We start from the raw sequence: 26,472 nt of genomic DNA, 5'->3' as shown, positions 1-26,472 counted from the left end.
CGGACATTCGCAGTGTGCATCGCGGCCGTAAGGATCGACATTAACCGCTGTACCCGCACCGGGGAGTCGCTTTGCGCGGCGCCGGAGTGGCTCCTATTTATGAGCGTATTCCCAGTCGATGTCCTCGTCGAGGGCTTGGCGTATGCGATCGGCGAGGTCGTTTGTCCAGCCTTCCGGTTGGGCGACGGCGACCCAGCCGTCGAGCACCAGCGTGCCGTAGCGGTGCCCGTGCCCGGACGGAACCCCTTGCGCATTGGCCAGATCCGCGCTGACCTGCCAGAACGTCACGATGGGCCACCAGCGCATGGATTTGGAGACATCCGCGCCGCGCGGTTCGGCCAGCCAGTCGGGTTGTTCGAACAGCAGGTCCGGCGACCACCAGACAATGGGGTCGGAGGCGTGCTGCAGATAGGCGATGCGCGGTGAGATCCATTGGGCGTTGGGCCGATTCAGATCCTCGGCGGTCGCGGCGAAGCGGACGACGAGGCCGTCCGCGTAGATGGGCAGGATCTCCGGCGTCCCCGGATCGCGGCGCTGCTCCAGGGCGCTCCAGATGCGATTGGAATTGGGCGGGCCCACCCACAGCACGCCGTCGACGAGGGTGCGAATGTCGTCGAGCCCGGTGAACGCGCCCTCCGAGCCCTGCGAGCCCAGGCTTTCGCCGTAGACGAGCAGCTTCGGGCGCGACTCCGGCGGCAGCTGCGCCCAGCGCGCGTGCACCGCGTGGATGACCAGCCGGCCGGATTCGGTGGCCTTCTGCCGGTCCGACAGGAACGACAGCACGCTCGGCAGATACGAGTACTGGGTGGCCGCGATGGCGGTGTCGCCGCCGTACATGTACTCGATGGACGCGGCGGTGGTGGAATCCACCCAGCCGGTGCCGGTGGTCGTCACCACCACCAGCACCTTGCGCTCGAAGGCGTGCGTGCGATCGAGTTCCGCGACCACGAGCTCGGCCACGGCCTCGGGCGTGGGCGCGGATTCCAGTCCGGCGTACACCCGGATCGGTTCGATCGCGGGCTTACCGGTGACGGCGGCGATGCGTTCGCGCGTGGGCGCGTTCGACACGAACCAGCGTCCTTCGGAGCCCAGGGTGTTCCACGGCGCCAGCGAGGCCGGGCTGCCCGAGCGCTCCGGCAGCTGCGGTTGCACGGCGTAGTCGGAGGTATTGCTGTTGCGCACGCTGAACGCCGAATTCGCCACGGAGAAGAAGGCTTTCGCGAGCACACCCTGGAACAGCAGCACGCAGAACACCGTCACCAGCACCACCGCGCCCGGCAGCGCGATCGCCCGTGGAATGCGCAGTTCCAGATTCAGGGCGCGGGTGATGCGGCGAACCATCCAGCGCAGCAGGCGGAAGACGCCGATCACCAGCGCGACGGTCGCGAATCCCAGCAACTCGGTGCGCAGATAGCCGGGTGTGGGCGTGAGCTTCATGCCCATGACCGATTCGATATCGCGCTGCCAGCGCGCCGAGCGGGTCAGCACGATGGCGGGACCGATGAACACCGCCAGCAGCGTGACCACCTTCAGCAGATCGCTGCTGCCCTGCGGCAGATTGAACAGCTTGGCCTCGCGCCAGGGTGCGGGCAGCTGCGGCAGCACGAATTTGCGCCAGGCCCAATCCAGTACGCAGCCCACCCCGTAGCCGATGATGGCGCTGATGCCGCTGACCAGCCCCTGGAAGATCCAGGTGCGCGGCAGCAGCGACGGCGACACCGACCAGATGAAGAACAGCGCCGCCACCACCATGCCGACATAGTTCGGGCGAATCGCGCGTTCGGCGGCCAGCAGCAGCCCGATCACGCGCGCCACGAACGAATCGCGCTGCGGGGACTCGGGCGAGTCGCCCTGTCCGAGTTCGGGCGAATCGTCCTGGCGGGACACATCAGTCATGATGCTGAGTGTTACCCGGCGTTTGCCGCCCGCGGCGAACGACACGCGTGCGGGCCTACCGCCCGCTCGCGCTCCGCTCAGGAAGTCGGCGGCGCCACGCTGCGCAGCAGTGTCATGAACGCCCGCATCCACTGCGGATGATCCGGCCAGGCCCGCCCCGTCACCAGGTTGCCGTCGACCAGGGCGGGCGAATCCGCCCACTGCGCGCCCGCCGCCGTCATATCCGGTTCCAGCGCGGGGTAGCTGCTCGTGGTCCGGCCCGCGAGCACGCCGGCGGCGGCCAGGATGAGCGGCCCGTGGCACAGCGCCGCGATGGGTTTGTTGGCGTCGATGAAGTACTGCACGATTTGCCGGCAGTATTTGTCGCCGCGCAAATACTCCGGGGCCCGTCCGCCCGGAATCACCAGTGCGGCATAGGAACTCGGATCGACTTCGGCGAATGCGAGATCGGCGGCCCAGGTGTGCCCGGGTTTCTCGGTGTAGGTGTCGAATCCGGGTACGAAATCGTGAACGACGAATTGCAGGGTTTTCCGGGTGGGCGCCGCGATATCGACCTCGTAGCCCTCTTCCAGCAGCCGCTGGTAGGGATACATGACTTCGAGATCCTCGGCGGCATCCCCGGTAATGACAAGAACCTTCGGCATGACGCCACCTCCCTGCCGGAGTTTATCGGAATTGTCCTGGGCGGCAAGGCTTTCCCGTGATCTGGCGGATTCTGTCCACTGTGCGGCGGGTCGTACGTCCGGCCCATTTTTGAAAACACTTCCTTTCAACGCCCGTCGCAATCTTGTGCCAGACTGCTCACCAGGTTGGAGTGTGGGTGGTGATGGTGAGAACTCAGTCGGGTGAGACGACAGCGCGGGTGATCAGCTTCCCGGGCCGGGGTCGTGGCGCACCGGCACAGGCGATGCCGACGACCCGCCTCGGCCGCGAAACCAAACTCGCCGCACTACCCGTCGCCTACGCGGGCCGCCGGGCCGTGGGCCTGGGCAAGCGCATGACCGGAAAGCCCGCCGCGCAGATCGAACTCGACATTCACCTGCGCACGGCCGAGCACCTGGTGGACGTGCTGGGTGAGCTGAAAGGTTGCCTGGCCAAGATCGGGCAGATGGCGGCGATGTATCGCTCGGTCCTGCCCTCGATCGTGCCGCGGGAATTCGCCGAGGTCGTCGGCACCGCCCTGAGCCGCCTGCAGGATTCCGCGCCGCCCATGCTGCCCGGCCTGGTGCATCAGGTGCTGGCGCGCAACCTCGGACCCGAATGGCGAACCCGGTTCCGCGAGTTCGACGATCGGCCCGCCGCCGCGGCCTCCCTGGGCCAGGTGCATCACGCCGTCTGGCACGACGGGCGCGAGGTCGCGGTGAAGATCATGTTCCCGGGCGGGCACGAGGCGGTGGCAGCGGACCTGAAACTGCTGCGCAGCCTTTCGGGCGTCATCGGGGCGCTCCTGCCCGGGGCCGATGTGCGGGCCATCGTCGAGATGGTGTGCGCGCTCGTGGTCGACGAACTCGACTATCCGCGTGAGGCCGCCACCCAGCAGCTCGTCGCGGACGCGCTGGCGGGGGATCCGGAGTTCGTGGTGCCGAGCGTGCTCGCGCACACCGGCGAGGTGCTGATCAGCGAGTGGCTGCGCGGCACGCCCGTGAGCCGGTTGGTCGTGACCGCCGCGCCCGCGGAACGCTCCCGGCTGGGCCTGGCCTCGGTGCGGTTCATCGAGACGGTGCGGCATCGCTGCCATCTGCTCTACACCGATGTGCACCCCGGCAATTTCCTGCTGCTGCCCGACGGCCGGCTCGGCGTGGTGGATTTCGGCGCCTGCGAACCGTATCCGCGCGGCTTTCCGCGCATGGTCGTCGAGATCGGCGACGCGCTCTACAACGGCACGCCCGCCGACGTGGAAGCGGCGCTGCGCGCGAACGGATTCGTGCGCCCGGACGCGGATTTCGAGGTGCGGGAGCTGCTTCGGATCGTCGCGCCGTTCCTGGATGTCCTGCTGCGGGACGATTTCCGGCTGTCCGACGACTGGCTGCGCGCCCAGGTCGCGACGATCACCGAGATCCGGCTGTCGAATGTGTTCCGGCAGATGACGCTGCCGCCCGAGCTCACCGCCATGGCGCGCACGCTGGTCACCGGCTTCGGCCTGCTGTGTCAGCTGGGCACCGACGGCATTCGCGGCGAGCTGCTCAGCTGGTGGGGCGGGCTGGCCGAGATCGTGCGCCGCCATGAGGAGCGCGCCGCGGCCGGAACGCTGGGAACCGTTCGGTCGCAGGATCTTTCGGCTGCGGAAGGGTCAGCTGACGATCGAGATCCGCCGCCGGGGTTCGGCCGCGCGCAACTGCCGCACGATACCCAGATCGGTGGGCTGGGCCCGGCGGCTGTCGTGGCGTTCCAGCACCGCCGCGATTTCCGGTGACCAGCGGGCGAATTCGGCGCGGACCGGACCCTCGGTGCCCAGCTGTGCCACCACGCCCATGGCGGTCACCATGGCGCGTCCGAACGGCGCGAGCTCGGGATCGGCCGTCAGCTGCCGATTGGCATTGGACAGCCGGGGATCCATGAAGCGGCGCACCTGCTCGCCCAGCCAGCCGGTGTCGATCCGGGAGACGGGAGCGGTGAGCGGCTCGAGCATGAGGGTCATCGCCTCGTAGAGCGCCTGGATGTCCAGGGGCCGCCCGGTGGTGGCGAAACCGTGTGTGCGAAAGGCGATTTCGAGGCGCTCGGGGCCGCCGTCGAGGGTCGCGCCCACGATGTCGGACAGCAGGTCGCCGAAGTCGGCGGGCGGCCAGGCCACACAGGCGCCGAAGTCGACCACCCCGAGCCGGCCGTCGGGCAGCACCCGGAAATTGCCGGGATGCGGATCGCAGTAGAGCAGCCCGGTGCGCACCCATGACGAGAGCACGAAGCGCATGATCAGCATGCCGACCCGGCTGCGCTCCTCGGGGGCGCCGGACTCGAGAATGCGGGGAACCGGTGTGCCGGAAAGCCATTCGCTGACGATCACATCGCCCTGCTGGGTGATCACCCGCGGGACGACGAAATCCGGATCATCGGCGTAGACCTCGGCGAAGTGCTGCTGATGCCGGGCCTCGGCCGCGTAGTCGAGCTCCTCGGCGATGGAGGCGCACATGGCCTCGGTCAGGTCCTTCACGTCGGCGGCGGGAAAGAACACGCTCGCCAGCACGGAGATTCGGCGCAGCTGATCGAGATCGCCGAGCACGGCCGTGCGCGCGCCCGGGTACATGAGTTTCACCGCGGCGGGCCGCCCGTCGCACCACACCCCGCGATGCACCTGCCCGATGGAGGCCCCGGCCGCGCGGCGGTCGTCGAACTCCTTGAAGTACCACTGCCAGCTGTCGCCGAGCGCCGCGGCCATGACCGTGCGGACGGTGTCGGGCAGCATGACCGGTGCGGAATCCTGCAGGCGGGCCAGCGCCGCCCGATACGGTTCGGCGAGCCCGCTCGGCAACGCGAGCTCGTAGATGGACAGCACCTGCCCCAATTTGGTTGCGCAGCCCTTCAATTCGCCGAGCACCTCGAAAATGTGCTGGGCCGTGCGCATCTGGATGTCGAGATCGATCTCCATGGGGGAGCGGCCCAGGGCTCGTTTTCCGGCTCCTGCGGCCTGGCGTCCCGCGTAGGCGACCGGCAGGGTGGCGATCTTGGCGTTGCGGACCAGTTTTCGCGCCGGGACGACGCCCGCATCCCCCTGCCGCCCCCGGCTCCATCGCATCGACATGCTCACCCCATCGTGTGCGCCGCGCCACGGTGGGCGCACGTGCAGTTTGGCATATGAGAGCCTAAACTGTCTGGGACATATTCGAAAGTTGTCGAAAGGTGACACGATGGGTGCCCAGACGGTCGTCGCCGATGTGGCGGACGAGCTCGCTCGCCGCGTGGTGATCGGTGAGCTCGCGCCCGGTGACCTGATGCCGTCCGTCCGCCAGGTCGCCGAGGAATTCGCCATGAACCGCGCGACCGCCCAGCTGGTTCTGGGCCGGCTCGAATCCTACGGATTCGTGGACGCGCACCGGGGTCGCGGCTTCACCGTGCGCGATGTGCGGCGGGCCGGTGGCGTGGAGGTGTACCGGCGATTGTTCCGATTGTCCGTGCCCGCACCCGAACTCGCGGCCGAGATGTTCCGCGACATCGTCGACACCGAGCGCGCCATCGTGCTCGACGCGCTGCTCGCCTACACCGAGAACGGCCAGGGCGGGGCGCTGCCGGAGCTGCGCGCCGACCTCGAGGAACTCGAGAACCTGGCGCGCGCCGCGACGCCCGATCATGCCCGGCTGCTCGCCGTGGAGGTGGGCCTGGTGCGCCGGCTGCTCACCGAACTCGGCCAGGACATGCAGCGCGCGGTGCTCAACTCGCTCGGCGAGCTGCTGTCGGAGGTGCCGCAGGCGGTCGAGGCACACTACGCGGTCTCGGCGGATCTGCATGTGCTGGTGTGGCAGGCGCTGCTGGCGGTGTGGGAGTCCGGCAGCGGGCCGTCGCAGGCGCAGCTGACATTGTTCGAGGATCTCTTCGGTATGTACCTCGAGAAGGTGGTCGCGCGGTTCGAGGAGCTGGTCCTCGGAGCGCCCGGCGCGCACGAGTTCGCGGACAGCCGCACCGCCACGGCATGACGGCTCGCCGCCCGGTGCGCGGCCGGGGCGGTCAGCCCGCGGCGACCATCGCGGCGGCGACCAACGCTCCGATGACGGCCAGCGCCATGACCGCCAGGATGACCAGATTCCGGCGTTCCGGGGGTTCGGCGGCGGGTGAATCCTGTGCTTCTGCCCCGGGCGGATTCGGCTGCTCGGCCATGGACCCTCATCTCCTCAGCGGTATCGGCGGAGCGACCGGTTGGTCGTAGTCCGGTGGCTCCCAATAGGTTTGCAGTCCGCGACGGTACGGCATGAGCTCGCCCGCCTCGCGGGCAATGCCGAGAACCGCCGGATGATCGATGGCGAACCGGACGATTCGCTCGATTTCCGGACCGGTCGCAATCCGCATGGCCAGGCGTGCGGTGCGCGGGAAGGCCCGCGAGATCCAGTAGGCCAGCCAGGCTTCCGGGCGCATGGGGACGATGGCCCGATTGCGCCGGACCGCCTCGACGATCCGCTCGCCCGCCCGGTCCGGATGCATGCCGAACAGGGTCATGGCCTTGACCGTGATCTGCCGGGTGATGGCCACCTGCTCGGGCGTCAGCGAGGCCATGACCGCGGTGGCGGGCAGATTCGTGGCGATCAGCCCCGGGCAGACCACCGTCACGCGAATGTCCCGCGGCGCCAGCTCCACCCGCAGCGTCTGGCTGAAATGTGTGACGGCGGCATTGGTCACGGAGAACGGTGTGCCGAGGCGCACCGGCAGGAACCCGACGGGCGAGGAGATGTTCACCAGGTGCCCGCCGCGGCCGCGCTCGGCCATCTGCGCCCCGAACAGGCGGCAGCCGTAGACCATCGCGGTCAGATTGACGTCCAGGATGCGCCGCAGATCGGTGTGCCGGATATCGAGAAACGGTCCGGCGACCAGGATTCCGGCATTGTTCACCACCACGTCGGGGACGCCGTGATTGCGCTTCACATAGTCGGCGAAGTCCCGCATGGAGGAGGTGTCGGCGACATCGAGGGCGTACGGGTAGGCCAGTCCGCCCGCCGAACGGATCTGTGCCACAGTGTCTTTGGCGGTCGCGAAGTTGATGTCGGCGACAATCACCTCGGCGCCGTGGCGCGCCAGCGCTTTGGCGGTGCCGCGGCCGATGCCGCTGCCGGCCCCGGTCACCACCGCGACCCCCGGATGGAAGGGTTTCACGTCGAATCTGCTCCTCGCCCTGGACATCTGGAGTGTACACTGTCTGGGACAGCAGGCGCCAGGTGTGCGGCTCGGGTGGACGCGAGGGGACCGCAATGACAGTCTTCGACAACGAGGTTGTCGTGATCACCGGTGCTGGTGGCGGCATCGGCCGCGCGACGGCCCTGCGATTCGCGCGCAAGCGCGCGATCGTGGTCGTCGCGGACATCGACAAGGAACGCGCCGACCAGACCGTGGAGGCCATCGGCGAATTCGGCGGTGACGCGACGCCGTACGCGGTGGATGTGGCCGACGGCGCGGCCATGGAGAACTTCGCCGACGATGTGCGGTCCGAATTCGGCACCCCCCGGGTGCTGGTGAACAATGCCGGATTCATCACGGCCGGGCCGTTTCTCGAGCATTCGCTCGACGATTGGGACCGGTTGCTGGGCGTGAACGTGTGGGGGCTGGTGCACGGGTCGACCTACTTCGGCCGGCACATGGTGGAGTCCGGGCGGGGCGGGCGGATCATCAATGTCACCTCGGTGGCGGCCTTCGCGCCGATTCCGCTGAGCACGCCGTACTGCACCACCAAGGCCGCCGCGCAGATGCTCACCGAGGGGTTGCGGCTCGAATTCGCCGGGACCGGTGTGGGAGTCATCGCCGTCTGTCCCGCGCTGGTCGACACCGGCATCTACGACGAGGCGGACGCCGACGGCGCCCGGCAGGCGGAAGCCGTTCGCACGCTGAGCCTTTCGTCGCTGGCGCAGCGGTTCGCGGCGCACAGCCCGGACAGCATCGCGCGGACCATCGTGCGGGTGGCCGCGCGCAATCCCGCGGTGGTGCCGACGCCCATCGAGGCGCGGGCGCTGTATGTGGCGACGCGGGTGTCACCCGGCGGGGCGCGGCTGGCGGCGCGATTCTTCCAGAACGACAACATCACCGGGCTGCGCGGGCGGGTGCTGCCCAAGGTGCTCGGGCGCGTCGACGCCTACCTGGACCGGAAACTGGACCAGCGGGCCCAGCGGCGGGAGTGATCGGGCAGGGCCGCCCCCAGCGCGGCCCTACCCGAACACCGCTGTGCGTCAGTACTTTCCGAACAGCACGGCGGCATTGTGCCCGCCGAAGCCGAAGGAGTTGTTCAGCACGTAGTCGACCTGACCGTAGCGCGGCTTGGAATGCACCACATCCAGGTCGATCTCCGGATCCTGATTGTCGAGGTTGAGGGTCGCCGGAATCACCTGGTCGCGCAGGGTGAGCACGGACAGCACCGCCTCCAGCGCGCCGACCGCGCCGACCGAATGCCCCAGAGCGGACTTCGGCGCGTACACCGCCGCGTGGGTGCCCACGGCGGCGGCGATTCCCTTGGCCTCGGCCAGATCTCCGATGGTGGTGCCGGTGGCGTGCGCGTTGACCGAGTCGACCTCGGTGCGGCTCACGCCGGCGGTCTCGATGGCGCGGCGCATGGCGCGGGCGCAGCCCAGGCCCTCCGGATCGGGTGCGACCATGTGGTAGCCGTCGGCGGTCAGACCCGCGCCGAGCAGCCGGGCCAGCGGCTTGGCCCCGCGTGCCAGGGCGTGGTCCTCGGATTCCACCAGCAGCAGTGCGGCGGCCTCGCCGAAGACGAATCCGTCCCGGTCCCGGTCGAACGGCCGCGAGGCGCGCTCGGGCTCGCCGATGCGGGAGCTCAGGGCCCGCGCCATCGTGAAGCCCGCTACCGCAACGGCATTGATGTAGCCCTCCACGCCGCCGGCCACGATCATGTCGGCCTCACCCAGCACGATGGAGCGCCAGGCGTGCACCAGCGCCTCGCAGCCCGAGGCGCACGCCGACACCGGCGTCACCAGACTCGCTCGCGCGCCGATCTCCAGTCCGACCACGCCCGACACCCCGTTCGGCATGCTCATGGGGACCGCGAAGGGGGACACCTTGCGGTAGCCCAGGCCCATGGCGTCGCGGGCGTCGACGATCGCGTCCGCGCCGCCGAGTCCGGTGCCGATGCACACCCCGAGCCGGTCCTTGTCCACCTCGGGCGCACCGGCGGTGTGCCACAGGCGTTTTCCCATCGCATAGGACATCTGCTGCACATAACACATGCGCCGCTTGCGAATTCGATCCAGCTCCGCGGTCGGGTCGGCGACGAGTTTGCCGCCGATGGCGGGCGGCAGATCGGTGGCGGTGATTTCCGGATCGTCGAGGGCGCGGATGCCGCTGGCTCCGGAAAGCAGTCCCTGCCAGGTGCCTTCGGTATCCGGGGCGATGGAGGTGGTGATCTCCACCGCCGTGATCACCACATTCCGGAATCCGCCGTAACGGGTGGAGAAGTTGTCGAGTGTTCGCACTCCATCAGTCCTCACTGTCAATCCCACAACCTCGAGCACGGCAACGCCGGAAGATCCGGGGCGACGTCGTTGTCGATCGTCACGTGCATGGTGGGCGACCAAGTATCAAGCGCGGCAAGAAGATTCCGCGCCTGGGCCAGCGTAGCCCGAAAGTCGAGGACCAGCAGGCCGGAGCGAATCCGCAAGTGACAGAGCCGCTGTGGCTCCGAAACTATCCATTCGGCCATGACCGGTCCTCGATTTCGATCAGATGCGGGCGGCCAGGCCCTTGATGCCGATGCGGGCGAACGGCCGGATGAAAGGAGCCGTCCAGCGCAGCGGCACGAACGCGCCGAACCGCGGCCGGAAGGCCAGTGTCCAGGTCAGCCTGGTGCCGTTCTCAGTTTCGGCGAGCCGGTAGTCCTCGATGAACGACTTCAGCACCACCGGCACCGACGCCTTGACCCCGGTCACGGTGAGCCGGCTACCCGGGGCCATGGTCACCACGCGCTCCTCGGCCGCCACCAGCAGGCCGTCGAAGGTCCGCATGGCTCCTTCGCGCCGATAGTCGTCCCGATACCGAATACCGTTGATCAGCGGAATCCACGAGAAGGTCCCGTTCAGCTGCAGCGCATCCCACACTTTCTGGGGCGGATACGGAAACTCCCGCTCCGCGCTGACGACAAAACTGGCGCCCTCACTCAGAAACTGATCGACGAACTCGCTCGAGACCGGCTGCAACTCATACCCTTCACCCGCGAGCACCTTCTTGGTCCAGGCCCGCATGACCAGCAACGTTATTCCGGCGGCGATCCCCCCGAGAATGACAACTACAGCCGCGACAATGACAATGGCGGTCAGGTTCACAGATCAGCTTCTTTCACGCGCATCCCCTGCGGGACTATTCGATTGTCGAACACCTATCCGGTCTGTCTCAGACAGTGTAGATCGAAGGAATTCCCCCGCGCCACCGCTGCACCCTCCGGCCTGCTGGTCGTCGCGGAAGGACGAGCGGCAATATCTGGTTAGCTGTGCGATAGCGGTTACTATGCGAAATATGCGTCCGCGTACCGTTCGTTCGGCGATCGTGCCTGTGCTGGCCGCTGTTTCGCTGCTGGCCTGCGGGTGCGGCGGCGATGGCGGGGAGTCCGCGCAGGCCACCACGACCACGACGACGCTCGCCCCCGGGCAGGTCGACTGTCTGGCGGGAGCGCGGGAAATCACGGCGCTGCGGCCTACTTTCGATCAGCTCACCGAGCGGGTGCAGGGGATTTCCGCAGCGGCGGGGCGCAATGATCTGGCTGACATCAAGCAGCGGACCGAGGACGGGGTGCGGTTGGCGGGGGAGATCGTGGCCGGAGTCGATCGGAGTGTGGAAGGAATGCAGCCGTCCGTGGCTCGGGATGCGTTCGTGAGTGTTTCCGCGGCGGCGGGGCAGGTGCGGGATGCGCTGCAGGGGCTGGAGGGGGCGCTGGCCAATCCGGGACAGGCGGACCAGGTTTCGCGGGCGTTGAACGAGTCGTTCGACGGATTGAATCGTTCGATGGTGGTGATGACTGTGGCGTGTCCGATCGCGTTCGGGTCGCAGATCCGGACTGTGGAGGCTACGCCGTCGGGGTCGGCCACGCCTGCGCCGACTACGACGGGACGGTGATCGGGATGCGCGAGCGGTTGTCGGCGCGGGGGCTGGGGGTTTTCGCGTTCATCGTGGTCGTGGTGCTGGCCGTGGTGGGGTGGTCGGTGTGGGATGCCAAGCGGGACAGGGGGAGTGACACCGAGGCGGGGGAGACCGTGGCGGCGGGGCCGGCGCCGTTCGAAGCGGGGCGGTTGCGGTTCGGGGATCCGAACGCGCCGGGCACGCTGGTGGTGATCGAGGATTATCAGTGCCCGCTGTGCAAGAGCCTGAATGTGGTGTCCGGGGATGCCATCAATGCCGCGGTGACGGAGGGGAAGGCGGCGGTCGAGTACGACATCGTGGCCGTGCTGGATGGGGAGTCGACCACGGAGTACTCGTCGCGGGCCGCCAATGCCAGTGCGTGCGTGGCCGTGGCGGACAAGGAGAAGTGGCGGGCGTTCCGGGGGCTGGTCCTGCAGCGGCAGCAGCCCACGGGGAGCGCGGGGCTCGGTGACGCGGAGCTCGTCGAACTGGCCCGGCAGGCCGGAGTCGCCGATCCCGGACTGGACGCGTGCGTAACCTCCGGGCGGTACCGGGATTTCGTGGCAGCGCACACCAAAGTCGTTGTGGCGGGCGGGTTGTCGCGGGTGCCGGTGGTGCTCGCCAATGGCGCGGAGGTCATCAGCCCCACGCCGCAGGGGATTTCGGACGCGCTCGCCGGAAAGCGTTGAGGTTCAGCGCGGGCAGGCCACGGTCGACGAGACCGCGTCGATGACGCACTCGGGATGTGCGGCCGACCCGAAGCCCTGACTCACCAGGGCGTAGACCACGCGCAGGAATTCCCAGCCCGCCCACAGGAGCGCGCGCTCGGCGGATCCGGCGAGCAGCGACATGACATCCATGTGATCACCAGGGCTTCCCCGCTTGTGTTTGCTTGCCGCGGGCCAGATTCCACAGCAGTCCGCCGGCCTTCGCCGCCAGCGAGCCGCCCGCGCGCACGGATCGCATCTTCGACACCTGCCACAGTCCGATGAGCGCCGCGCCGCCGGCGGGGAGCAGCATGAGCGCGGCCACGATGCCGGTCGCCGCCCAGTGCGGCAACCAGATGTCGAGCACCTCCACCAGGAACCCGACGAAGTAGATCGTCCCGTAAATCGCTGCCACGAGCGCGAATCCGAGCAGCAGCACCGCGATCACGCCGCGTGCGAACTCGGCGAACAGGAAGGCCGCGAGCTTGCGCAGCCGGGGCGCCGCCCAGGCGGTGAACTGGTCGAGGAGGTAGCTCATGGTGCTGTCGAAGGCGCCGGTGCGCACCTCGACGGCCGTATCGTAGGACTGATTGCTGCTCGCCATGCACGATCCCTGTGGTTCGATCGCCGCGACCGCGTGCCGCGGGACTGTCGCATCGTAACACCATCGGCTACTGTGTCTGAGACAATCTGTACCGTGATCCACTCTGCCAGGGGGTATTCCATGAGTTCGGCTCCGCTGCTGCCGCGCCGCTGGACCACAGCCGACATCCCCGATCAGACCGGCAGGACGGCCGTGATCACCGGCGCCAACAGCGGCTTGGGGTTGCGCACCGCGGAAGCCCTGGCCGCCAAGGGCGCTCGCGTCCTGCTGGCCTGCCGCAATGAACTCAAGGCCGCCGCCGCGGTGGAGGCGGTGGCCGCGGCCGCCACCGGGCCGAAACCCGAAGTGCTGCCCCTGGATCTGGCCGATCTGACCTCGGTTCGTCGCGCCGCCGACCACATCGATCTGAGCGTCGGCGCGGTCGACCTGCTGGTGAACAATGCCGGGGTGATGGCCGTCCCGCGTTCGCGCACCGCCGACGGCTTCGACGCCCAGTTCGGCACCAATCATCTGGGTCACTTCGCCTTCACCGGCGCGATCCTGCCCGCCCTGCTGCGGGCGCCCGCCCCACGCGTGGTCACGGTCTCCTCGGTCGCCGCCTGGGGTGGCGTGGTCAATCCGCTGGACCCGAACTGGCGGAGGATGTACCTGCGCTGGCCCGCCTACTCCCAGTCGAAGCTGGCCAATCTGCTGTTCACGGCCGAGCTGCACCGCCGGGCGCAGGCGGCCGGCACCGCCCTCACCGCCGTCGCCGCGCACCCCGGCCTGTCGGCCACCCACCTCTACGATCTCGACGGCGAACGCGGCCTGGCCGCCACGCTCGCCGCCATTCCGCAGAAGATCCTGCTGACCTTCGCCCAGCCCGACAAGATGGGCGCTCTGCCGCAGCTGTACGCCGCGACCGTGCCCGGCCTGCCCGGAAACACCTATCTCGGACCGGCTTTCGAGGTGGCCGGCTATCCGCGCCGCACCCTGCGCAACCCGCTCGCCTACAGCCGCGCCTACGCCCGCTGGCTGTGGCAGCTGAGCGAGAAGCTCACCGGCGTGGTGTACGACTGGCCGAACTGATCCGACAGCCTCGCCGAATTTCACGGCGGCACAGGAACTTCCGTGCCTGTGGCGGGACACGGAAGCAGGTCGGCGGGGCCTCCTGAACCTGAGGGTGCGTTCTCGGGGCTCCGCCGCGCCCGTCATCGAAGCAGGGTCGCGGCGATGACCTCGGCCAGGTATTCCTGCCCGGCGACATTGGCGTGCAGGGGAACCGAGGCCGTGTCGGGTGTCGGGCCGTTGACCCAGTGCACACCGGCCGGCCGGCACATGTCGTGCCCGGTGATCCGGAAGTTGTCCGCGAACAGCGCCGCGTGTGCGCGGGCGGTCTCACGCAGCGCGTCGGTCAGCCGCTGCTGCCCGCCCTGGTCGGTGAAGCCGTAGCAGCCGCCGCCCTCCGGGAAGTACCGCAGATATGTGGTGAGCACGATGGTGGCGTGTGGCGCGCGAGCACGAATGCCGTCGAGGGCCGCGCCGACATTGCGCCGGACGGTGTCGAGCTGTGCCGCGTTGATCACATTGACGTTGAAGACGCCGACGTCGTTCGCCCCCAGCGTCAGGGTGACCAGATCGGTGCCGGGGGTGAGCGAGTCGAACTGCGCGGGATTGGGGCCCGCGTCCCGGCCGTACTGCGGCTCGGTCATATGGGTGGTCTTCGCACCGCTGCAACTGGCATCGATGAATTCGCCCACGCTGAGCATGCGGGCCAGGACCGATGGGTAATTGTCCTGGGCGCGAAGGCAATACGCCGGGCTGCCGGGTTGCAGGAGATCGCGGGAGCCGACCGAGGCCCCGGAGTCGCCCAGTGCGACGTACCGGTGAATCGCGGGGGTGTCCCCGGGGGTGGCCGACGCGGCGGCCGTGAGCGCCAGCCCCGCGGCGAGGGCCGCGAGTCCGGCCGTGTGCCGGAGCACGATTCCGGGCACGGGCAGCACCTCCGGTCGATCCGACAGCGAGTGTCCTTCCCGCCATTGTCGTTGCTGCGGTCGCCTGCGGAAAGGCCCGGGAGTGGCTGCTCCCGGGCCTTTCGAGGTGGAGGCGGCCCGCCCGTCCGGCACAACAGTGGGCACGTGCCGGGCAACAGGAGGGTTGTGGACGGGCCACCTCGAGCCGGGAATCGGAGCCGGTGGGGTACACATCGGATCCGAATCCCGGCGCTCTCAGCCTAAATTGTCTCAGACAATTAGGCAAGATGGTGAATCAGGAAGCGCTGGAAAGGATTTCGCGCACCTGCTCGGAACGGAAGAACGGCTCGATGCGCCGGCGGGCGAGCCCGGCCAGGATGCCGTCCTGCTTGGCCGCCTCGATGACGGCCGGTGCGTAGCGGCAGAATTCGTCGCGCAGGAATTCGGGGCTGATGCCGACCTCCTTGACCAGTCCGGCCACCGTGTAGTCCCCATAATGGTCGAGCAGGATCGACACCACGTCATTGACGAGATCCGCCAGATACTCCGGATTCTTGACAGTTGTCGCCAGATCGAACACGGCCGCGATGAGCGCCCGCAATTCCTCGAGTTCGATGAATTCGCGCAGATCGCTGACGGGTTCATTGGCGAACAGGTCGTAGACCTCCATGGCGGCGTCGGTGACCGGCGTTTCCTTGATGACGGTCAGGATGGCGTGGTTGGTGCGCCGCACCGCGAACTGCGCCGCCGCCGCGGTGGCTTCGCCCAGCCGTTCGCCGAAGGCCTTGTCACCGGCGGTGAGCACCTTCCCGACGGTCCGATCACCCAGGGAAAGCGCGGATTTCATGAGCGGATACTTCTCGGCCCGGGTGCGCACCGCCTCACCCGCGCCGGACATGATGCGATTGACGAAGGTGGCCGCCACGGTCCCCAGCATCGGGCTCTCGGCGAACCGATCCAGCCCGCGTTCGAACATGAGATGCATGCCGGCGATGGTGGCGATGAGCTTCTCGACCCCATCGCGGTCCACCACGTCGCCGAGGCGGAATTTGTCGTTGGCGGCGAGGTCGTAGATCGCATCGGCGATGGCCTCGAAGAAATGCCGATTGAGCGTGCTGCTGTTGAGCAGGTCGATAATGGCCAGCACGCTGCCCTGAATCGTTTCCCGGTCCAGGATGTCGGACACTCTCAGCGCCTCTTCGATCTCGAAGATGTCGCGCAGAATCGAATCCGCGTGCGCCACCAGGTTTTCTCCGGTGATCTGTTCGACGAAGTAGTCCACGCTCGCGTCGGTCAGTTTCTCGATGACGGCGTCCACGTCGATTCCATTGCCGGCCAGTCGGTTTGACATCAGAACTCTCCCCATTCTGCTTGGTGAGAAGATTGTCTCAGACACTGAATGATCCTGCACTATGAGGTGTCTCGCCTACCGCGGCGTGGCCTGATCGCGCTGCTCGCGGATCTTGGCTTGGCGGCCGTCGATATCGGCCTGCTGCTCGGCGGTGAGCGGCCAGAGCTGATAGCTGATCACCACCTGCTCGGCCCCGCAGTCGCGGGTGAGCCGCAGGGTCGACCCGCCGCCGACGCGAAAGCCGGGCTCGTTGAACACGATCTGACGCCCGAAGTCCAGCGGCGTGCTGCACACATACATCAGATCCACCGTGCCGGCTCCGGAATCCCGGTTGTGGCAGCTGACTTCGAGCCGGGATTCCTCGGTGTAGGAGTCCGCGCAGGTGATCAGCAGTGGCGGCGCGGCCTCCGCGCGGGGCAGCAGGTTCGGTGTGCCGGCGAGCAATACGCCCGCCGCGAGTGCGAGGGCTCTCATGCCGGAATCTCCTCCGCGACGGTGTTTTTCGGCGCTTCGTCCCGGGTCTCGTACTCGGCCAGCCCGATGCGCCGGTGCAGCCGCTTGGCCCAGCCCGGCGCCCACCAGCAGGCGTCGCCCAGCAGCTTCATGACGGCGGGCACCAGCAGCATGCGAATGATGGTGGCGTCCAGGATGAGTGCCACGATCATGCCGTAGGCGATGTACTTCATGAGCACGATCTCCGACAGCCCGAACGACCCGGTCACCACGATCAGCACCAGCGCCGCCGCGGTGATGATGCCGCCGGTGTGCGCGGTGCCGTATCGAATGGCTTCCGGTGTGGCGGCGCCCTTCTCGCGGGCCTCGGCCATGCGTGACATGAGGAAGATCTCGTAGTCGGTGGACAGCCCGAAGATGATCGCGATCATGATCACCAGAATCGGCACGAACAGCGGCTGCGGCGTGAAGTCCAGCAGCCGCGCCCCGTGCCCGTCGTAGAAGACGTAGGTCAGGAAGCCCAGGGTGGCCGTGAGGCTCAGGAAGCTCACGAAGATCGCCTTGATCGGCAGCACGAACGAGCCGAACGCCAGGAACATCATCACGAACGAGGCGAGCACGAGGATCGCCAGCAGCATGGGCATGCGGTCGACCAGCCCGTCGAGAGTGTCGCGCCCGAGCGCCGGCATGCCGGTGACATACAGCCGCACCCCCTCCGGCGGCTGGATGGTGCGCAGCGTCCCGATGATGGCGTCGGTGTCCGCGCCCTCCTTCAGTCCGGCGGTGAACACCCGGACGTTCGCGCCCTCCCGGGCCACGCCATTGGAGAAGGGTTTCTTGAATTCCCCGGTGAGGCCGTCGGCGACGGCCTTGCTCGCCGTGTCGGCGATGACATTGGCGGTGGCCCGGTCCGCGCCGTCGATGACCAGCTTGAGCGGGAAGACCCGTTCGGTGGGGAAGGCGGCGTCGAAATCCTGCTGCGCCGTTCGAGTTTCATTGTTGGGCGGCAGATACTTCTCGGTCATGTCGGTGCCCCATTCGACCTGGAAGAACGGGATCAGCAATCCGCCCAGCACCGCGATGATCGGCACCGCCAGCAGCGCGGGCCGCTGCATCGACCACAGCGACAGCCGCGACCAGAACGACGCGTCGATCTGCGCGGTGGTCCTGGTCCGGTTGAACGCCCGGAATCCGAAGGCGTCCACGCGTTTTCCGAGCACCCCCAGCATGGCCGGCAGCACCGTGATGGACAGCACCGCCGCCAGCACAACGGCGACCAGCGCCGCCGTGGCCGCCGAGCGCAGGAACACCATCGGGAAGATGAGCGCCCCGGCCACGCACACTACGATGATGGTGGCGGAGAACGCGATCGTCCGCCCGGCCGTCGAAACCGTGGTCCGCACCGCGTCTTCCACGCTCGCGCCCTCGGCGATCTCCTCCCGGAACCGGCTCACCATGAACAGCCCGTAGTCGATGGCCAGCCCCAGCCCGATGAGCGAAAGCACCGCGTCGGCAATGGTGTTCACGGGCATGAACCCGGTGAACAGATTCATGACCCCCCACGCGCCCGCGATGGTGAGCCCGCCGATGATCATCGGCAGCGATGCTGCGATAACGCCGCCGAAGACGAAGAACAGCACGATCGCCACCAGCGGCAGCGCGATCAGGTGCATGCGCTCGACATCGTGCTGCATGGTGAGCCCGACCTCGTCGGACACCGGAACCCGCCCGGCGACCTGCACATCCAGCCCCGGTATGCCGAGCTTGTCGTGGATCTGGCGGTAGAACTCGACGCTGTCCTGGTCCCCGTCGCCCTGCAGGCCGATGCTGATGAACGCCTGGTCCGCGTCCTTGGTGAGGAAGCGCGCCTTGCCCAGACTGCCGTTCCAGTACCCGCTCACATCCTTGATCTGCGTGCGGTATTCGGTGAGCAGCCGCTGGGTGAGCGCGCTGCCCGCGGTGTCGAATTCCGCGTCGGTGATGTGTTTGCCCGGCGGGGCGGTGTAGAGCGCGATGACGTCGCCGTCGAAATCCCGCCCGAAGACGTCATCGGCGAGTTCGGTGCCGAGCACCGATTCGCTCGTCTCGTCGAAGTACCCCTTGGCGGTGAGCCGGTCCTGATAACCCAGCCCGTAGGCCCCCGAAACCCCCATCACCACAACGAATCCCACGATGACCGCGTATCGCGCGCGATACACCCACCGCCCCAGCCAGTGAAACACGATCGGACCTCCCCTTGTTGCGGTCTATTCCCCGATTACGAGCACGCCGGCGACTTGTAGTCGGTCTGGGCCAGCAGACCGCAGATGTCGGCGGAGGTGATCTTCCATTCCCCGTTGGCCGCAACGAGATTCAGCGGCGCCGAGCGCCGGTTCCCATTGCCGTCCTTGTCCAGCCAGAACTCGGCCTCGAGCGTGTCCCCGTTGAGCACAACCGAATTCGGTACGACACCGAAGGTCGCATTGGGGTTCTCGTTCATGGCCTTCACCAGGGAGGGCAGATCCGAGCGGAACTTCTCGCCGTTCTGCACCACGGCCAGCCGCTGATCGTCGGAGACCTCCTTCTTGCCGAAGAGGTTCTGCAGCTTCTGATCGAGCTGCTCGGCGGTCAGCGGATCGGGTAGCTTGCCATTTGCCATGGTGGTCGCCGCGGTTGTGGTGGGGGCCACAGTGATGACGGAGTCCGGATTACGGACATTGCTGCCGCCGCACGCTGTCAGTGTCAGGGACAGTGCTACGCCGGTCGCTGCCAGCAGAAAAGCATTCTTATGCTGGATGTTCACTCGTGTCCTCCTGTGAGCTCGATCGCAGTTCGCGGTTGTAAATGCGCTGCGCCCCAGTATGCTAACCACTGTCCCAGTCAGCTGGACAAGATTGACAAAGCAGGAGGGGCCGGTGGTGAGGTTGGGAAACCCCCGGGCAACGGTGACGGCATACGCGGCGGCGGTGGGAATCTCGGCGCTCATGATCGGCGGGGGAGCCGGTCTGGCGACGTACTTCCGCACCCATCAGGGCACGCCGCCGCCGATCATCGTCGTCGCCGAGGCGCCACCCGCGCCGCCGACGACAATCGTGCCCACCACCCGGTCGGCGACCACCACCGTGAAAGTCGTTGTGCCACCGGAACAGATCCCGCCGCAGCTGCCCGATGCCGCCGCCTACACCGGCGCGCCGGTCACCGGCCGGCCGGACTTCGTGAACGTCATGGCGAACGACTACGGCTGGTTCGGCGGTGACGGCGCCTCGGCGCGCTGCGACGAGTGGCACCGCGCCACGGTGATCGGGTCCACGGCGCAGACGCTGTTCGTCGTGTGCGGCAGCTATTTCAAGGCGTACGACCTGGTCTCGGGCACCCCGCTGCGCACCGGCGTCGCCGGCGGCGGCGGACGCTGGTCCGGCGCGGGTGCCGGACTCGCCATCCAGCTGACGGAATCCGCCCTGACGATTGTCCGGGACGGCGGGGATCCTGCGGTGCAGGCCGTAGTCGAATGGTGGACGCCCTAATCATCGATTGGCTTACGGAAACCGGGGACAATGCCGTCCTCATTTGGGTAGATTGTCTCAGACGCTGCTAGGGGAGGTATGCAATGCACATGTGTGGCGTCCGGAAAGGGCTGACATGGATGCGATAGCGGTCGAGGACGGTCGACCGGATATCGACGACGAACTCGCGGCCCCGCGCCGGCAGTTTCCGCCCATCCTGCGGCCGATCGTGGCCCTGGTGTCGTGGGCGTGGAATACGCTGCTCGGCTCGATCGGCACCTTCGGGCGACTCGTGCTGCTCGCCGTGGACTCCGGCTACGGGCTGGTGCGCGATATCGCGAAGCTGAATCACCCTTGGCGCGAAACACTTTCGCAGGCCTGGTTCATGATGAGCGTGTCCGGCTGGCCGGCGATCCTCATCTCGGTGCCGCTGGGCGCGATCATCCAGCTGCAGGCCGGTTCACTGGCCGCCCAGGTGGGCGCGACCTCGCAGGCCGGCGCCGCGGGCGGGCTGGGCGTGATTCGCCAAGCGGCGCCCATGGTTTCGGGCATTCTCATGGGTGGCGCGGTGGGCGCGGCGGTGGCCGCGGACCTGGGCGCCCGCAAGATCCGCGAGGAAATCGACGCCATCCGCACGCTGGGCATCAATCCGAATCATCGCCTGGTGGCGCCGCGCTTGGCGGCCATGTTCATCGTGGGTCCGCTCATGTGCGTGCTCGTCGTCTTCGTCGGCATGTCGACGATCTACGCCATGACGCTCATTCAGGGCGGGGTGCCGGGGGCCTTCTTCAATTCCTTCGCCGCGTTCGCCAGCACCAGCGATCTCATTATCGCGATCGTCAAGACCACGATTTTCGGACTGCTGGTGGTATTGGTCGCCAGCCAGCGCGGATTCGAGGCTTCCGGCGGTCCCAAAGGCGTGGCCGATTGCGTGAACGCCACCGTCGTGCTGGGCGTCATGACCACCTTCGCCGCGAATGTGCTCATCACCCAGCTGCTGACGATCTGGTTCCCGGACAGTATGGGGTTCTGAATGGTAGTGCCATCCAAATACCGGGCGCTGGGGGAACGTTCGATCCAGCGGGCCGGTAACAGCATCGTGCCCCTGGTGGCGCTCGGTCATCAATTCGCTTTCGCCTATCACGTATTGCGTGCCGTGCCACGCACGCTGCATCGTTATCGTCGCCAGATCGGTGTCGTCTTCATGGATATCGGCTGGGGCAACGGCCGGGTCATCGTGGGCGGCGGCACCGTCGGTGTGGTGGTGTTCATGGGTCTCATGACCGGCGCCATGATCGGCATCGAAGCCTTCCGGCTGCTGGACATGCTGGGCATGGGGCCGCTCACCGGATTCCTGTCGTCCTTCGCCAATACCCGCGAACTGGCCCCGCTCATCGCGGCCATCGCCTTCGCCGCGCAGGCCGGCTGCCGCATCACCGCGGAGGTGGGCGCGATGCGCATCTCGGAGGAGATCGACGCGCTGGAAGCCACTGCGGTGGAACCGATTCCGTTCGTGGTGACCACGCGCGTGATCGCCGGTGTGCTGATCGTGATCCCGGTCTACCTGGCCTCACTGGCGTGCAGCTATTTCGCGACCGCCTTCTTCATCAAGGTGGTGCACGGTCAGGCCGGGGGCACCTACGACCATTACTTCCAGGCCTTCCTGAATCCGGCGGACATCTTCCGTTCGCTGTTCAAGGCCATCGTCTTCGTGGTCGTGGTGATTCTGGTGCACTCCTACTACGGCTTCTACGCCTCGGGCGGGCCGGAGGGCGTGGGGGTCGCCTCCGGTCGTGCCATTCGCGCCAGCCTGGTGCTGATCATCATTCTGGATCTGACGCTGACCACCGCGCTGTGGGGGATGTTCGTCAGCGATATTCGAATAACGGGATAGCGCATGGGAATAGCCAGATTTCAAGCCATCAACGGGCGCGGTCCCAAACCGTGGCAGCTGCTGCTGACCGGCCTTGTCGGCGGCGCGGTGCTGCTGGTGGTCTCAATGCTGTTCGCCACCTACGTCAAGGGCGGCTTCTCACCGAAGTTCACCATCAATATCGAGGCCGAACAGGTCGGTGAGGGCGTCGTCGAGGGCGCGGACGTCAAGATGGACGGATTGCGCATCGGTTCGATCTCCAGGATCGAAACCCAGGGCGCGGAAAAGCAATTGCTCCAGATCAAGGTGGAGCCCGAGGCCGCGAAATTCCTCGCCGACAATATGCAGGCGCGGTTCATCTCGTCGAACACTTTGGGCATCACCGCCGTCGAACTGTTCTATCTGGGTCCGCGCGGCAATCGGCTCAGCGACGGCGCCACCGTCACTCTGCCCAAGGACGCCAAGACGGTCACCGTCACCTCGGTGATCCGCATGGTCGGCGATCAGCTGGCCAAGATCGACACCGGTCCGGCCGCGCGCATCGGTGCGGTGCTCTCCTTCGAGGGCAGCGCCGAGGGTATCGGCAAGATGATCGGCACCGCCATCGACATCGGCCGCATGAAGGTCGGCGACGACATTCTGGTGGGCCTGGATCCCCGGCCGGGAATCCAGGAGGGCGCGCGGCTGAGCGAGGACGCGAAGTCCTTCGCGCGCAGCGCACTCGAGGTCTTCCGCGCGCAGTCGGCGCGCATCGCCTTCCTCACCGAGCGGCACGACGATCTGGAAGCCATCGTGACCCTCATCGGGCAGGTGATCGGCGACGCGCTCGGCATCGTGCCGCAACCGGGCTTCACCCAGTTCATCGACGCGGTGCTGAGCATTCTGCACCCGATCAGCGGCGCGGCCGGCGGCCTCACCAGTTTCTACACCCGGCTGCCGCAGTTGCTCGGCCAGGTCGACAAAGCCTTCGTCACCAATCCCGATGGGACGGTCTCACTTCAGGTGCAACTCTTGCTCGCGGGCCTGCCCTATCTGGCCGGTGACCCGAAAGTCGTTGCGGCAGGGGCGCAGACGGCGCCGCCGGGAACGCCGCTGCTGTCGAATCTGCCGCAGATTCCCGGATTGACCATTCCCAGTGGGCTTTTCGGCACTCAGGGAGGGCAGCGATGAAATCGGTTCGTTCCGCGGCGATCCGGCTCAGCGTCGTCGCCGTCGTCATCATGGTCATGGGCGCGATGATCTGGACCGCTCTGCAGACCCCGGTCAAGGAACAGGTCCGCGGCTATGCCGCGCACATCACCGACGTGTCGGGCCTCAAGAAGGGCTCCGACGTCCGCATGGCCGGCGTCCAGGTCGGCAAGGTCACCAATATCCAGCTCGACGGGTCGGTGGCCTACGTGGAATTCAGTGTGGCCGAAGGCCAGGAGGTCTATGACAACACCGAGGTGTCGGTGCTGTTCGCCTCGCTCATAGGCGACCGGTATCTGGCGCTGCAGCAGAAAGTGGCCCCCGGCAACAAGATTCCGGCCGGCACCACCATTCCCATCACCCGCACCCACGGATCCTTCGACATCTCCGAGCTTTTCGACGCCATCCGGCCCATCTTCGAGACCCTGTCCTCCGGTTCGGTGGACAAGTTCCTGGAGAACCTGCTGCTGGTGGTCTCCGGCGACGGGCGCGGTCTGGGCCCGGTCATGGACGGCCTGAACCAGGTGATCGCGGTGGCCGCCAAGCAGGAACCGGTGGTGGCGCTGCTGGCCGACAACTTCTCCAGCCTGCTCACCCGGTTCGAGGGCCAGTCGCCCAAGATCGACGCCATGATCGATCAGCTGCTCGATCTGGTCGACGCGCTCTACGGCAAGCTCGACACCCTGAAAAAGCTGATAGACGAAGCGATTCCGGGTATGGGCGCCTTCCAGCCGCTGTTCGATCGGCTGGCCGGCATCTACTACGACAACTTCCCGGGTATGGAACGGCTGTACAACTCGCTGCTCGGCGAGGACATGGTCACCTTCATCCGTCAGACGCTCGCGGCGGTGCCCATGGCCATGCAGGCGGTCAACAGCCTCACCCTCGAACCCAAGGCGGGGGAGCGGTGGAGCTGCCTGAGCGGACTGCCGATTCCGACCACGATTCTCATGGGCGTCGAGCGAATGGGGGAATGCCGATGACCACGTCCACCCTGGAGCGCAAGCCGACCGCGCTGCCACGAATCAGGCTGCCGCGCTTGACGGTTCGCAGTGCCGACGCGCAGCGGCGCTTCGAATTCCGGATCGGCATCGCGGCCATCCTGGTGACGGTGGCCGCGCTGGTCGCCGCCGTCGGCGCCTTCGTGATTCCCTTCGGCGAGACCGTCTATCGCGCCGAATTCGCCACCTCCGGTGACGTCCGCGTCGGCGACGACGTGCGGGTCGCGGGCATCTCGCTGGGCAAGGTGCGCAGCGTGACCCTGGTCGGCGATCACGCCGAAATCGCCTTCGGCCTCGACAGCGCCGTGCATGTGGGCATCGACTCGCGGGTGGTGGTGAAACTGCTGACCCCGATCGGCGGCCGCTACCTGTCGGTGGAACCCGCCGGGCCGGATACCGCTGCGGGCCGGGTGATTCCGCGCGAGCGCACCAAGACGCCCTACGACCTGGGCGCCGTCCTCGAGGCGACGACGCCGTCGCTGGCCGCCCTGGACGCGGGCAAGCTGCGCGAGACCATCGCCAAACTGGCCGGCGCGTTCGAGGAACAGCCCGACGCGCTCAATGGCATCCTCACCGGCGTCAACAGCCTGTCGGCGGTGGTGGCACAGCGGCGCGACGAATTCGCCCGCGCGCTCGACGTCGCCAAGGAATACCTGGAAACGCTGGTGAACAAGCTGGATCGGCTGCAGCTGGCCGGCAATCACGTGCTCGACATCTACCGCATCGTCGCCGCGAACCGGGACGGGCTGGCCACCATGGTCGGCCAGATCCGCCGCTTCTTCGACTATCTGACACCGATCTTCCGCTTCGCCGACGAACAGCTCGGCCCGGCGCTGGAACCGCTCTACGACACCATCGACAAATCGGTGGCCGAGCTGGTGAGCAACAAGGACGCCCTCGCGAGCATGAGCACCAACCTGCGGCAGCTGCTCGAATGGTTCGCCCGCAACTCCGACAACCCCTACGTCACCGTCGATCATTCGGGGGCCATCGTCACCGACACCCCGCTGTGCCCGCAGGGAAAGGCCGGGTGCTGAGCGATGCGAAATCTCTTGCGCGCCTTCCGCGGATCGGTTCTCCCGCACAGCCGCGGCGGTCGGCTCCGGGCCATGGTCGCGGTGATCGCGGTGGTGATGGCGACCGTCGTCGGCCTCACCGGCAAGCAGTACTACGACAGCAACAACGTCCCCATCGCCGTGTGCGCCGAATTCCGTGACGCCGTCGGTCTTTACAAGGGCAACAAGGTCACCATGCTGGGCATCCAGATCGGCAATATCGTCGATATCGAGCCGCGCGCCGACGGTGTGGTGGTGCGCATGGAGGTGGACCGCAAGGTGCGCCTGCCGCAAAAGCTCGGTGCGGTCACCATCGCCAATTCCATTGTCACCGACCGGCGAGTCGAGCTCGGCCCGGCGTTCACCGGTGGCGGCACCTTCGACTATCGCAGCTGTATTCCCCGCGACCGCACCAAGACTCCGGTCGGCTTCACCGAGGCCATGCGCGCGGTGGCGCAGCTGTCGGAGGACGTGACCGGCAAGGCGCACGACGCGCCGCTGCAGGAGAAGGAGCCGAATGTGCTCGGCGACTCGCTGCAGCGCATCGCCCAGCAGGTGCACGACAATGCGGTGCCGCTCAATGGCGCGGTGCGCAATCTGTCCGACATTCTCGGGGATTCGGCCTCCGGCGCGAACTACATTCTGGGCGCGGTGCTCAAGGAGTTCCGCAAGATCAGCCAGAACCTGGACCAGGGGATCAGCGACGGCGACTTCCTGCTCGACGCGGTCACCGACGCGCTGAACATCGTCAATCGCATCGGACCGGATCTGATCGCCATCATCGGCGACATCGCGGTGTGGGTGCCGCCGCTGGCCAATCTGCTCATCTACAAGTGGGGCCGGCTGATCATGCTCGGCCTGGACGGATTCATGCCGGTGCTGTTCCAGATCCTCGATCACACCGGCAATGCCGTGGACTTCCTGGAGAGCGTGCCGGAGGGCGTACAGGGCGCGCTGCGCCTGTTCGACCAGAACCTCGGCGCGGGCCGGCTGCAGTACGTGCCGCCGAGCTTCCGCATCGATCCGGCGCTGGCGCGGGATGTGTGCTCGATGGCCAAACCCTGGTTCCCGCAATGTGATCGGAACTTCGCCGACGGCGAGACGGTGGATCTGGGCCTGGTGCAGCTGATGCTGTCGGCAGCCGGTGGGAGGTGAACATC

Annotated in this window: 26 protein-coding genes and 1 pseudogene; 13 read left to right on the top strand and 14 right to left on the bottom strand. The window is 67.3% G+C overall.

What is annotated here, in order from left to right; all coding sequences use genetic code 11:
- Positions 1–93: 93 nt before the first annotated feature.
- Positions 94–1,896, bottom strand: a complete 1,803-nt coding sequence (locus tag H0264_RS30440; protein ID WP_181580739.1) for an alpha/beta hydrolase — start codon at positions 1,894–1,896, stop codon at positions 94–96.
- A gap of 77 nt (positions 1,897–1,973) precedes the next feature.
- A complete protein-coding gene (locus H0264_RS30435; protein ID WP_181580738.1) occupies positions 1,974–2,540 on the bottom strand; it encodes a DJ-1/PfpI family protein in 567 nt (188 codons plus the stop codon).
- A 182-nt stretch (positions 2,541–2,722) separates the two neighbouring features.
- Between H0264_RS30435 and H0264_RS38825 the strand changes: the two are divergent.
- Positions 2,723–3,763: pseudogene (locus H0264_RS38825) on the top strand (ABC1 kinase family protein); the annotation flags it as partial.
- Positions 3,764–4,186: 423 nt separating this feature from the next.
- Here H0264_RS38825 and H0264_RS30430 read toward each other — a convergent pair.
- Positions 4,187–5,632, bottom strand: a complete 1,446-nt coding sequence (locus H0264_RS30430; protein ID WP_231084779.1) for an ABC1 kinase family protein — start codon at positions 5,630–5,632, stop codon at positions 4,187–4,189.
- Positions 5,633–5,738: 106 nt separating this feature from the next.
- Here H0264_RS30430 and H0264_RS30425 point away from each other — a divergent pair, with 106 nt between their 5' ends.
- Positions 5,739–6,521 carry a GntR family transcriptional regulator gene (locus tag H0264_RS30425; protein WP_181580737.1) on the top strand — a complete coding sequence of 261 codons (783 nt, stop codon included), beginning with the start codon at positions 5,739–5,741 and terminating at the stop codon, positions 6,519–6,521.
- Between the two features lie 31 nt (positions 6,522–6,552).
- Here the strand turns inward: H0264_RS30425 and H0264_RS30420 are convergent, their stop codons facing one another.
- Together H0264_RS30420 and H0264_RS30415 are read right to left on the bottom strand one after the other, a co-directional pair.
- The gene (locus tag H0264_RS30420; RefSeq protein WP_181580736.1) at positions 6,553–6,702 is read right to left on the bottom strand and encodes a hypothetical protein; all 150 of its coding nucleotides are present in this window, start codon (positions 6,700–6,702) and stop codon (positions 6,553–6,555) included.
- A 6-nt stretch (positions 6,703–6,708) separates the two neighbouring features.
- Complete coding sequence (locus H0264_RS30415; protein ID WP_181580735.1) at positions 6,709–7,716, bottom strand: SDR family NAD(P)-dependent oxidoreductase; 1,008 nt, start codon at positions 7,714–7,716, stop codon at positions 6,709–6,711.
- 68 nt (positions 7,717–7,784) lie between these two features.
- On the opposite strand from H0264_RS30415, the gene H0264_RS30410 reads away from it, so the two are divergent.
- Positions 7,785–8,705, top strand: a complete 921-nt coding sequence (locus H0264_RS30410) for an SDR family NAD(P)-dependent oxidoreductase (protein ID WP_181580734.1) — start codon at positions 7,785–7,787, stop codon at positions 8,703–8,705.
- A 48-nt stretch (positions 8,706–8,753) separates the two neighbouring features.
- On the opposite strand, the gene H0264_RS30405 is transcribed toward H0264_RS30410, so the two are convergent.
- Together H0264_RS30405 and H0264_RS30400 are read right to left on the bottom strand one after the other, a co-directional pair.
- On the bottom strand, positions 8,754–10,010 hold the full coding sequence (locus tag H0264_RS30405) for a KasA/KasB family beta-ketoacyl-ACP synthase (RefSeq protein WP_181580733.1): 1,257 nt from the start codon (positions 10,008–10,010) through the stop codon (positions 8,754–8,756).
- Between the two features lie 246 nt (positions 10,011–10,256).
- On the bottom strand, positions 10,257–10,856 hold the full coding sequence (locus H0264_RS30400; RefSeq protein ID WP_231084780.1) for an SRPBCC family protein: 600 nt from the start codon (positions 10,854–10,856) through the stop codon (positions 10,257–10,259).
- Positions 10,857–11,046: 190 nt separating this feature from the next.
- Between H0264_RS30400 and H0264_RS30395 the strand changes: the two genes are divergently transcribed.
- On the top strand, positions 11,047–11,643 hold the full coding sequence (locus H0264_RS30395; RefSeq protein WP_181580732.1) for a hypothetical protein: 597 nt from the start codon (positions 11,047–11,049) through the stop codon (positions 11,641–11,643).
- Positions 11,553–12,335, top strand: a complete 783-nt coding sequence (locus tag H0264_RS30390) for a DsbA family protein (RefSeq protein ID WP_181580731.1) — start codon at positions 11,553–11,555, stop codon at positions 12,333–12,335. The genes H0264_RS30395 and H0264_RS30390 overlap by 91 nt, the downstream gene beginning before the upstream one ends.
- 3 nt (positions 12,336–12,338) lie before the next feature.
- On the opposite strand, the gene H0264_RS30385 is transcribed toward H0264_RS30390, so the two are convergent.
- Positions 12,339–12,506, bottom strand: a complete 168-nt coding sequence (locus H0264_RS30385; protein WP_181580730.1) for a hypothetical protein — start codon at positions 12,504–12,506, stop codon at positions 12,339–12,341.
- Between the two features lie 4 nt (positions 12,507–12,510).
- On the bottom strand, positions 12,511–12,957 hold the full coding sequence (locus tag H0264_RS30380; RefSeq protein WP_181580729.1) for a phage holin family protein: 447 nt from the start codon (positions 12,955–12,957) through the stop codon (positions 12,511–12,513).
- Between the two features lie 120 nt (positions 12,958–13,077).
- Between H0264_RS30380 and H0264_RS30375 the strand changes: the two genes are divergently transcribed.
- Positions 13,078–14,025, top strand: coding sequence for an oxidoreductase (locus tag H0264_RS30375; protein ID WP_181580728.1), 948 nt, complete (start codon positions 13,078–13,080; stop codon positions 14,023–14,025).
- Positions 14,026–14,147: 122 nt separating this feature from the next.
- Here H0264_RS30375 and H0264_RS30370 read toward each other — a convergent pair whose 3' ends face one another.
- The 5 genes from H0264_RS30370 to H0264_RS30350 form a co-directional block, all read right to left on the bottom strand.
- On the bottom strand, positions 14,148–14,930 hold the full coding sequence (locus H0264_RS30370) for an SGNH/GDSL hydrolase family protein (protein ID WP_181580727.1): 783 nt from the start codon (positions 14,928–14,930) through the stop codon (positions 14,148–14,150).
- A gap of 274 nt (positions 14,931–15,204) precedes the next feature.
- Complete coding sequence (locus H0264_RS30365) at positions 15,205–16,260, bottom strand: hypothetical protein (protein ID WP_181580726.1); 1,056 nt, start codon at positions 16,258–16,260, stop codon at positions 15,205–15,207.
- A 75-nt stretch (positions 16,261–16,335) separates the two neighbouring features.
- Positions 16,336–16,734 carry a hypothetical protein gene (locus H0264_RS30360; protein ID WP_181580725.1) on the bottom strand — a complete coding sequence of 133 codons (399 nt, stop codon included), beginning with the start codon at positions 16,732–16,734 and terminating at the stop codon, positions 16,336–16,338.
- A complete protein-coding gene (locus tag H0264_RS30355) occupies positions 16,731–18,935 on the bottom strand; it encodes an MMPL family transporter (RefSeq protein ID WP_181580724.1) in 2,205 nt (734 codons plus the stop codon). Before H0264_RS30355 ends, H0264_RS30360 begins: the two co-directional genes overlap by 4 nt.
- A 35-nt stretch (positions 18,936–18,970) precedes the next feature.
- The gene (locus H0264_RS30350) at positions 18,971–19,495 is read right to left on the bottom strand and encodes an MTB12 C-terminal domain-containing protein (RefSeq protein WP_181580723.1); all 525 of its coding nucleotides are present in this window, start codon (positions 19,493–19,495) and stop codon (positions 18,971–18,973) included.
- A 112-nt stretch (positions 19,496–19,607) separates the two neighbouring features.
- On the opposite strand from H0264_RS30350, the gene H0264_RS30345 reads away from it, so the two are divergent.
- From H0264_RS30345 to H0264_RS30315, 7 genes are all read left to right on the top strand, one after another.
- A complete protein-coding gene (locus H0264_RS30345; protein WP_181580722.1) occupies positions 19,608–20,216 on the top strand; it encodes a hypothetical protein in 609 nt (202 codons plus the stop codon).
- A gap of 115 nt (positions 20,217–20,331) precedes the next feature.
- On the top strand, positions 20,332–21,228 hold the full coding sequence (locus H0264_RS30340) for an MlaE family ABC transporter permease (RefSeq protein ID WP_181580721.1): 897 nt from the start codon (positions 20,332–20,334) through the stop codon (positions 21,226–21,228).
- Positions 21,229–22,089 (top strand): ABC transporter permease, encoded by an 861-nt coding sequence (locus H0264_RS30335; protein ID WP_181580720.1) that lies wholly within the window; start codon positions 21,229–21,231, stop codon positions 22,087–22,089.
- A gap of 3 nt (positions 22,090–22,092) precedes the next feature.
- Positions 22,093–23,238: an MlaD family protein gene (locus H0264_RS30330; RefSeq protein WP_181580719.1), complete on the top strand. Its 1,146-nt coding sequence runs from the start codon at positions 22,093–22,095 to the stop codon at positions 23,236–23,238.
- Positions 23,235–24,239, top strand: coding sequence for an MlaD family protein (locus H0264_RS30325; protein ID WP_181580718.1), 1,005 nt, complete (start codon positions 23,235–23,237; stop codon positions 24,237–24,239). The genes H0264_RS30330 and H0264_RS30325 overlap by 4 nt, the downstream gene beginning before the upstream one ends.
- Positions 24,236–25,294 carry an MlaD family protein gene (locus tag H0264_RS30320; protein WP_181580717.1) on the top strand — a complete coding sequence of 353 codons (1,059 nt, stop codon included), beginning with the start codon at positions 24,236–24,238 and terminating at the stop codon, positions 25,292–25,294. The genes H0264_RS30325 and H0264_RS30320 overlap by 4 nt, the downstream gene beginning before the upstream one ends.
- 3 nt (positions 25,295–25,297) lie before the next feature.
- Complete coding sequence (locus H0264_RS30315) at positions 25,298–26,467, top strand: MlaD family protein (RefSeq protein ID WP_220139867.1); 1,170 nt, start codon at positions 25,298–25,300, stop codon at positions 26,465–26,467.
- Positions 26,468–26,472 lie beyond the last annotated feature (5 nt).

Source organism: Nocardia huaxiensis, assembly GCF_013744875.1.
Taxonomy (GTDB): Bacteria; Actinomycetota; Actinomycetes; order Mycobacteriales; family Mycobacteriaceae; genus Nocardia; species Nocardia huaxiensis.
The sequence above is the reverse complement of the archived record's forward strand: the minus strand, read 5'-3'. Positions and strand labels throughout refer to the sequence as shown.

What these genes read in the sequence shown, in the direction of transcription:
- H0264_RS30440 (WP_181580739.1), bottom strand. Translation starts at nt 1,896, where the DNA reads ATGACTGATGTGTCCCGCCAGGACGATTCGCCCGAACTCGGACAGGGC.
- H0264_RS30435 (WP_181580738.1), bottom strand. Translation starts at nt 2,540, where the DNA reads ATGCCGAAGGTTCTTGTCATTACCGGGGATGCCGCCGAGGATCTCGAA.
- H0264_RS30430 (WP_231084779.1), bottom strand. Translation starts at nt 5,632, where the DNA reads ATGTCGATGCGATGGAGCCGGGGGCGGCAGGGGGATGCGGGCGTCGTC.
- H0264_RS30425 (WP_181580737.1), top strand. Translation starts at nt 5,739, where the DNA reads ATGGGTGCCCAGACGGTCGTCGCCGATGTGGCGGACGAGCTCGCTCGC.
- H0264_RS30420 (WP_181580736.1), bottom strand. Translation starts at nt 6,702, where the DNA reads ATGGCCGAGCAGCCGAATCCGCCCGGGGCAGAAGCACAGGATTCACCC.
- H0264_RS30415 (WP_181580735.1), bottom strand. Translation starts at nt 7,716, where the DNA reads ATGTCCAGGGCGAGGAGCAGATTCGACGTGAAACCCTTCCATCCGGGG.
- H0264_RS30410 (WP_181580734.1), top strand. Translation starts at nt 7,785, where the DNA reads ATGACAGTCTTCGACAACGAGGTTGTCGTGATCACCGGTGCTGGTGGC.
- H0264_RS30395 (WP_181580732.1), top strand. Translation starts at nt 11,047, where the DNA reads ATGCGTCCGCGTACCGTTCGTTCGGCGATCGTGCCTGTGCTGGCCGCT.
- H0264_RS30385 (WP_181580730.1), bottom strand. Translation starts at nt 12,506, where the DNA reads ATGGATGTCATGTCGCTGCTCGCCGGATCCGCCGAGCGCGCGCTCCTG.
- H0264_RS30380 (WP_181580729.1), bottom strand. Translation starts at nt 12,957, where the DNA reads ATGGCGAGCAGCAATCAGTCCTACGATACGGCCGTCGAGGTGCGCACC.
- H0264_RS30375 (WP_181580728.1), top strand. Translation starts at nt 13,078, where the DNA reads ATGAGTTCGGCTCCGCTGCTGCCGCGCCGCTGGACCACAGCCGACATC.
- H0264_RS30365 (WP_181580726.1), bottom strand. Translation starts at nt 16,260, where the DNA reads ATGTCAAACCGACTGGCCGGCAATGGAATCGACGTGGACGCCGTCATC.
- H0264_RS30360 (WP_181580725.1), bottom strand. Translation starts at nt 16,734, where the DNA reads ATGAGAGCCCTCGCACTCGCGGCGGGCGTATTGCTCGCCGGCACACCG.
- H0264_RS30340 (WP_181580721.1), top strand. Translation starts at nt 20,332, where the DNA reads ATGGATGCGATAGCGGTCGAGGACGGTCGACCGGATATCGACGACGAA.
- H0264_RS30335 (WP_181580720.1), top strand. Translation starts at nt 21,229, where the DNA reads ATGGTAGTGCCATCCAAATACCGGGCGCTGGGGGAACGTTCGATCCAG.
- H0264_RS30330 (WP_181580719.1), top strand. Translation starts at nt 22,093, where the DNA reads ATGGGAATAGCCAGATTTCAAGCCATCAACGGGCGCGGTCCCAAACCG.
- H0264_RS30325 (WP_181580718.1), top strand. Translation starts at nt 23,235, where the DNA reads ATGAAATCGGTTCGTTCCGCGGCGATCCGGCTCAGCGTCGTCGCCGTC.
- H0264_RS30320 (WP_181580717.1), top strand. Translation starts at nt 24,236, where the DNA reads ATGACCACGTCCACCCTGGAGCGCAAGCCGACCGCGCTGCCACGAATC.
- H0264_RS30315 (WP_220139867.1), top strand. Translation starts at nt 25,298, where the DNA reads ATGCGAAATCTCTTGCGCGCCTTCCGCGGATCGGTTCTCCCGCACAGC.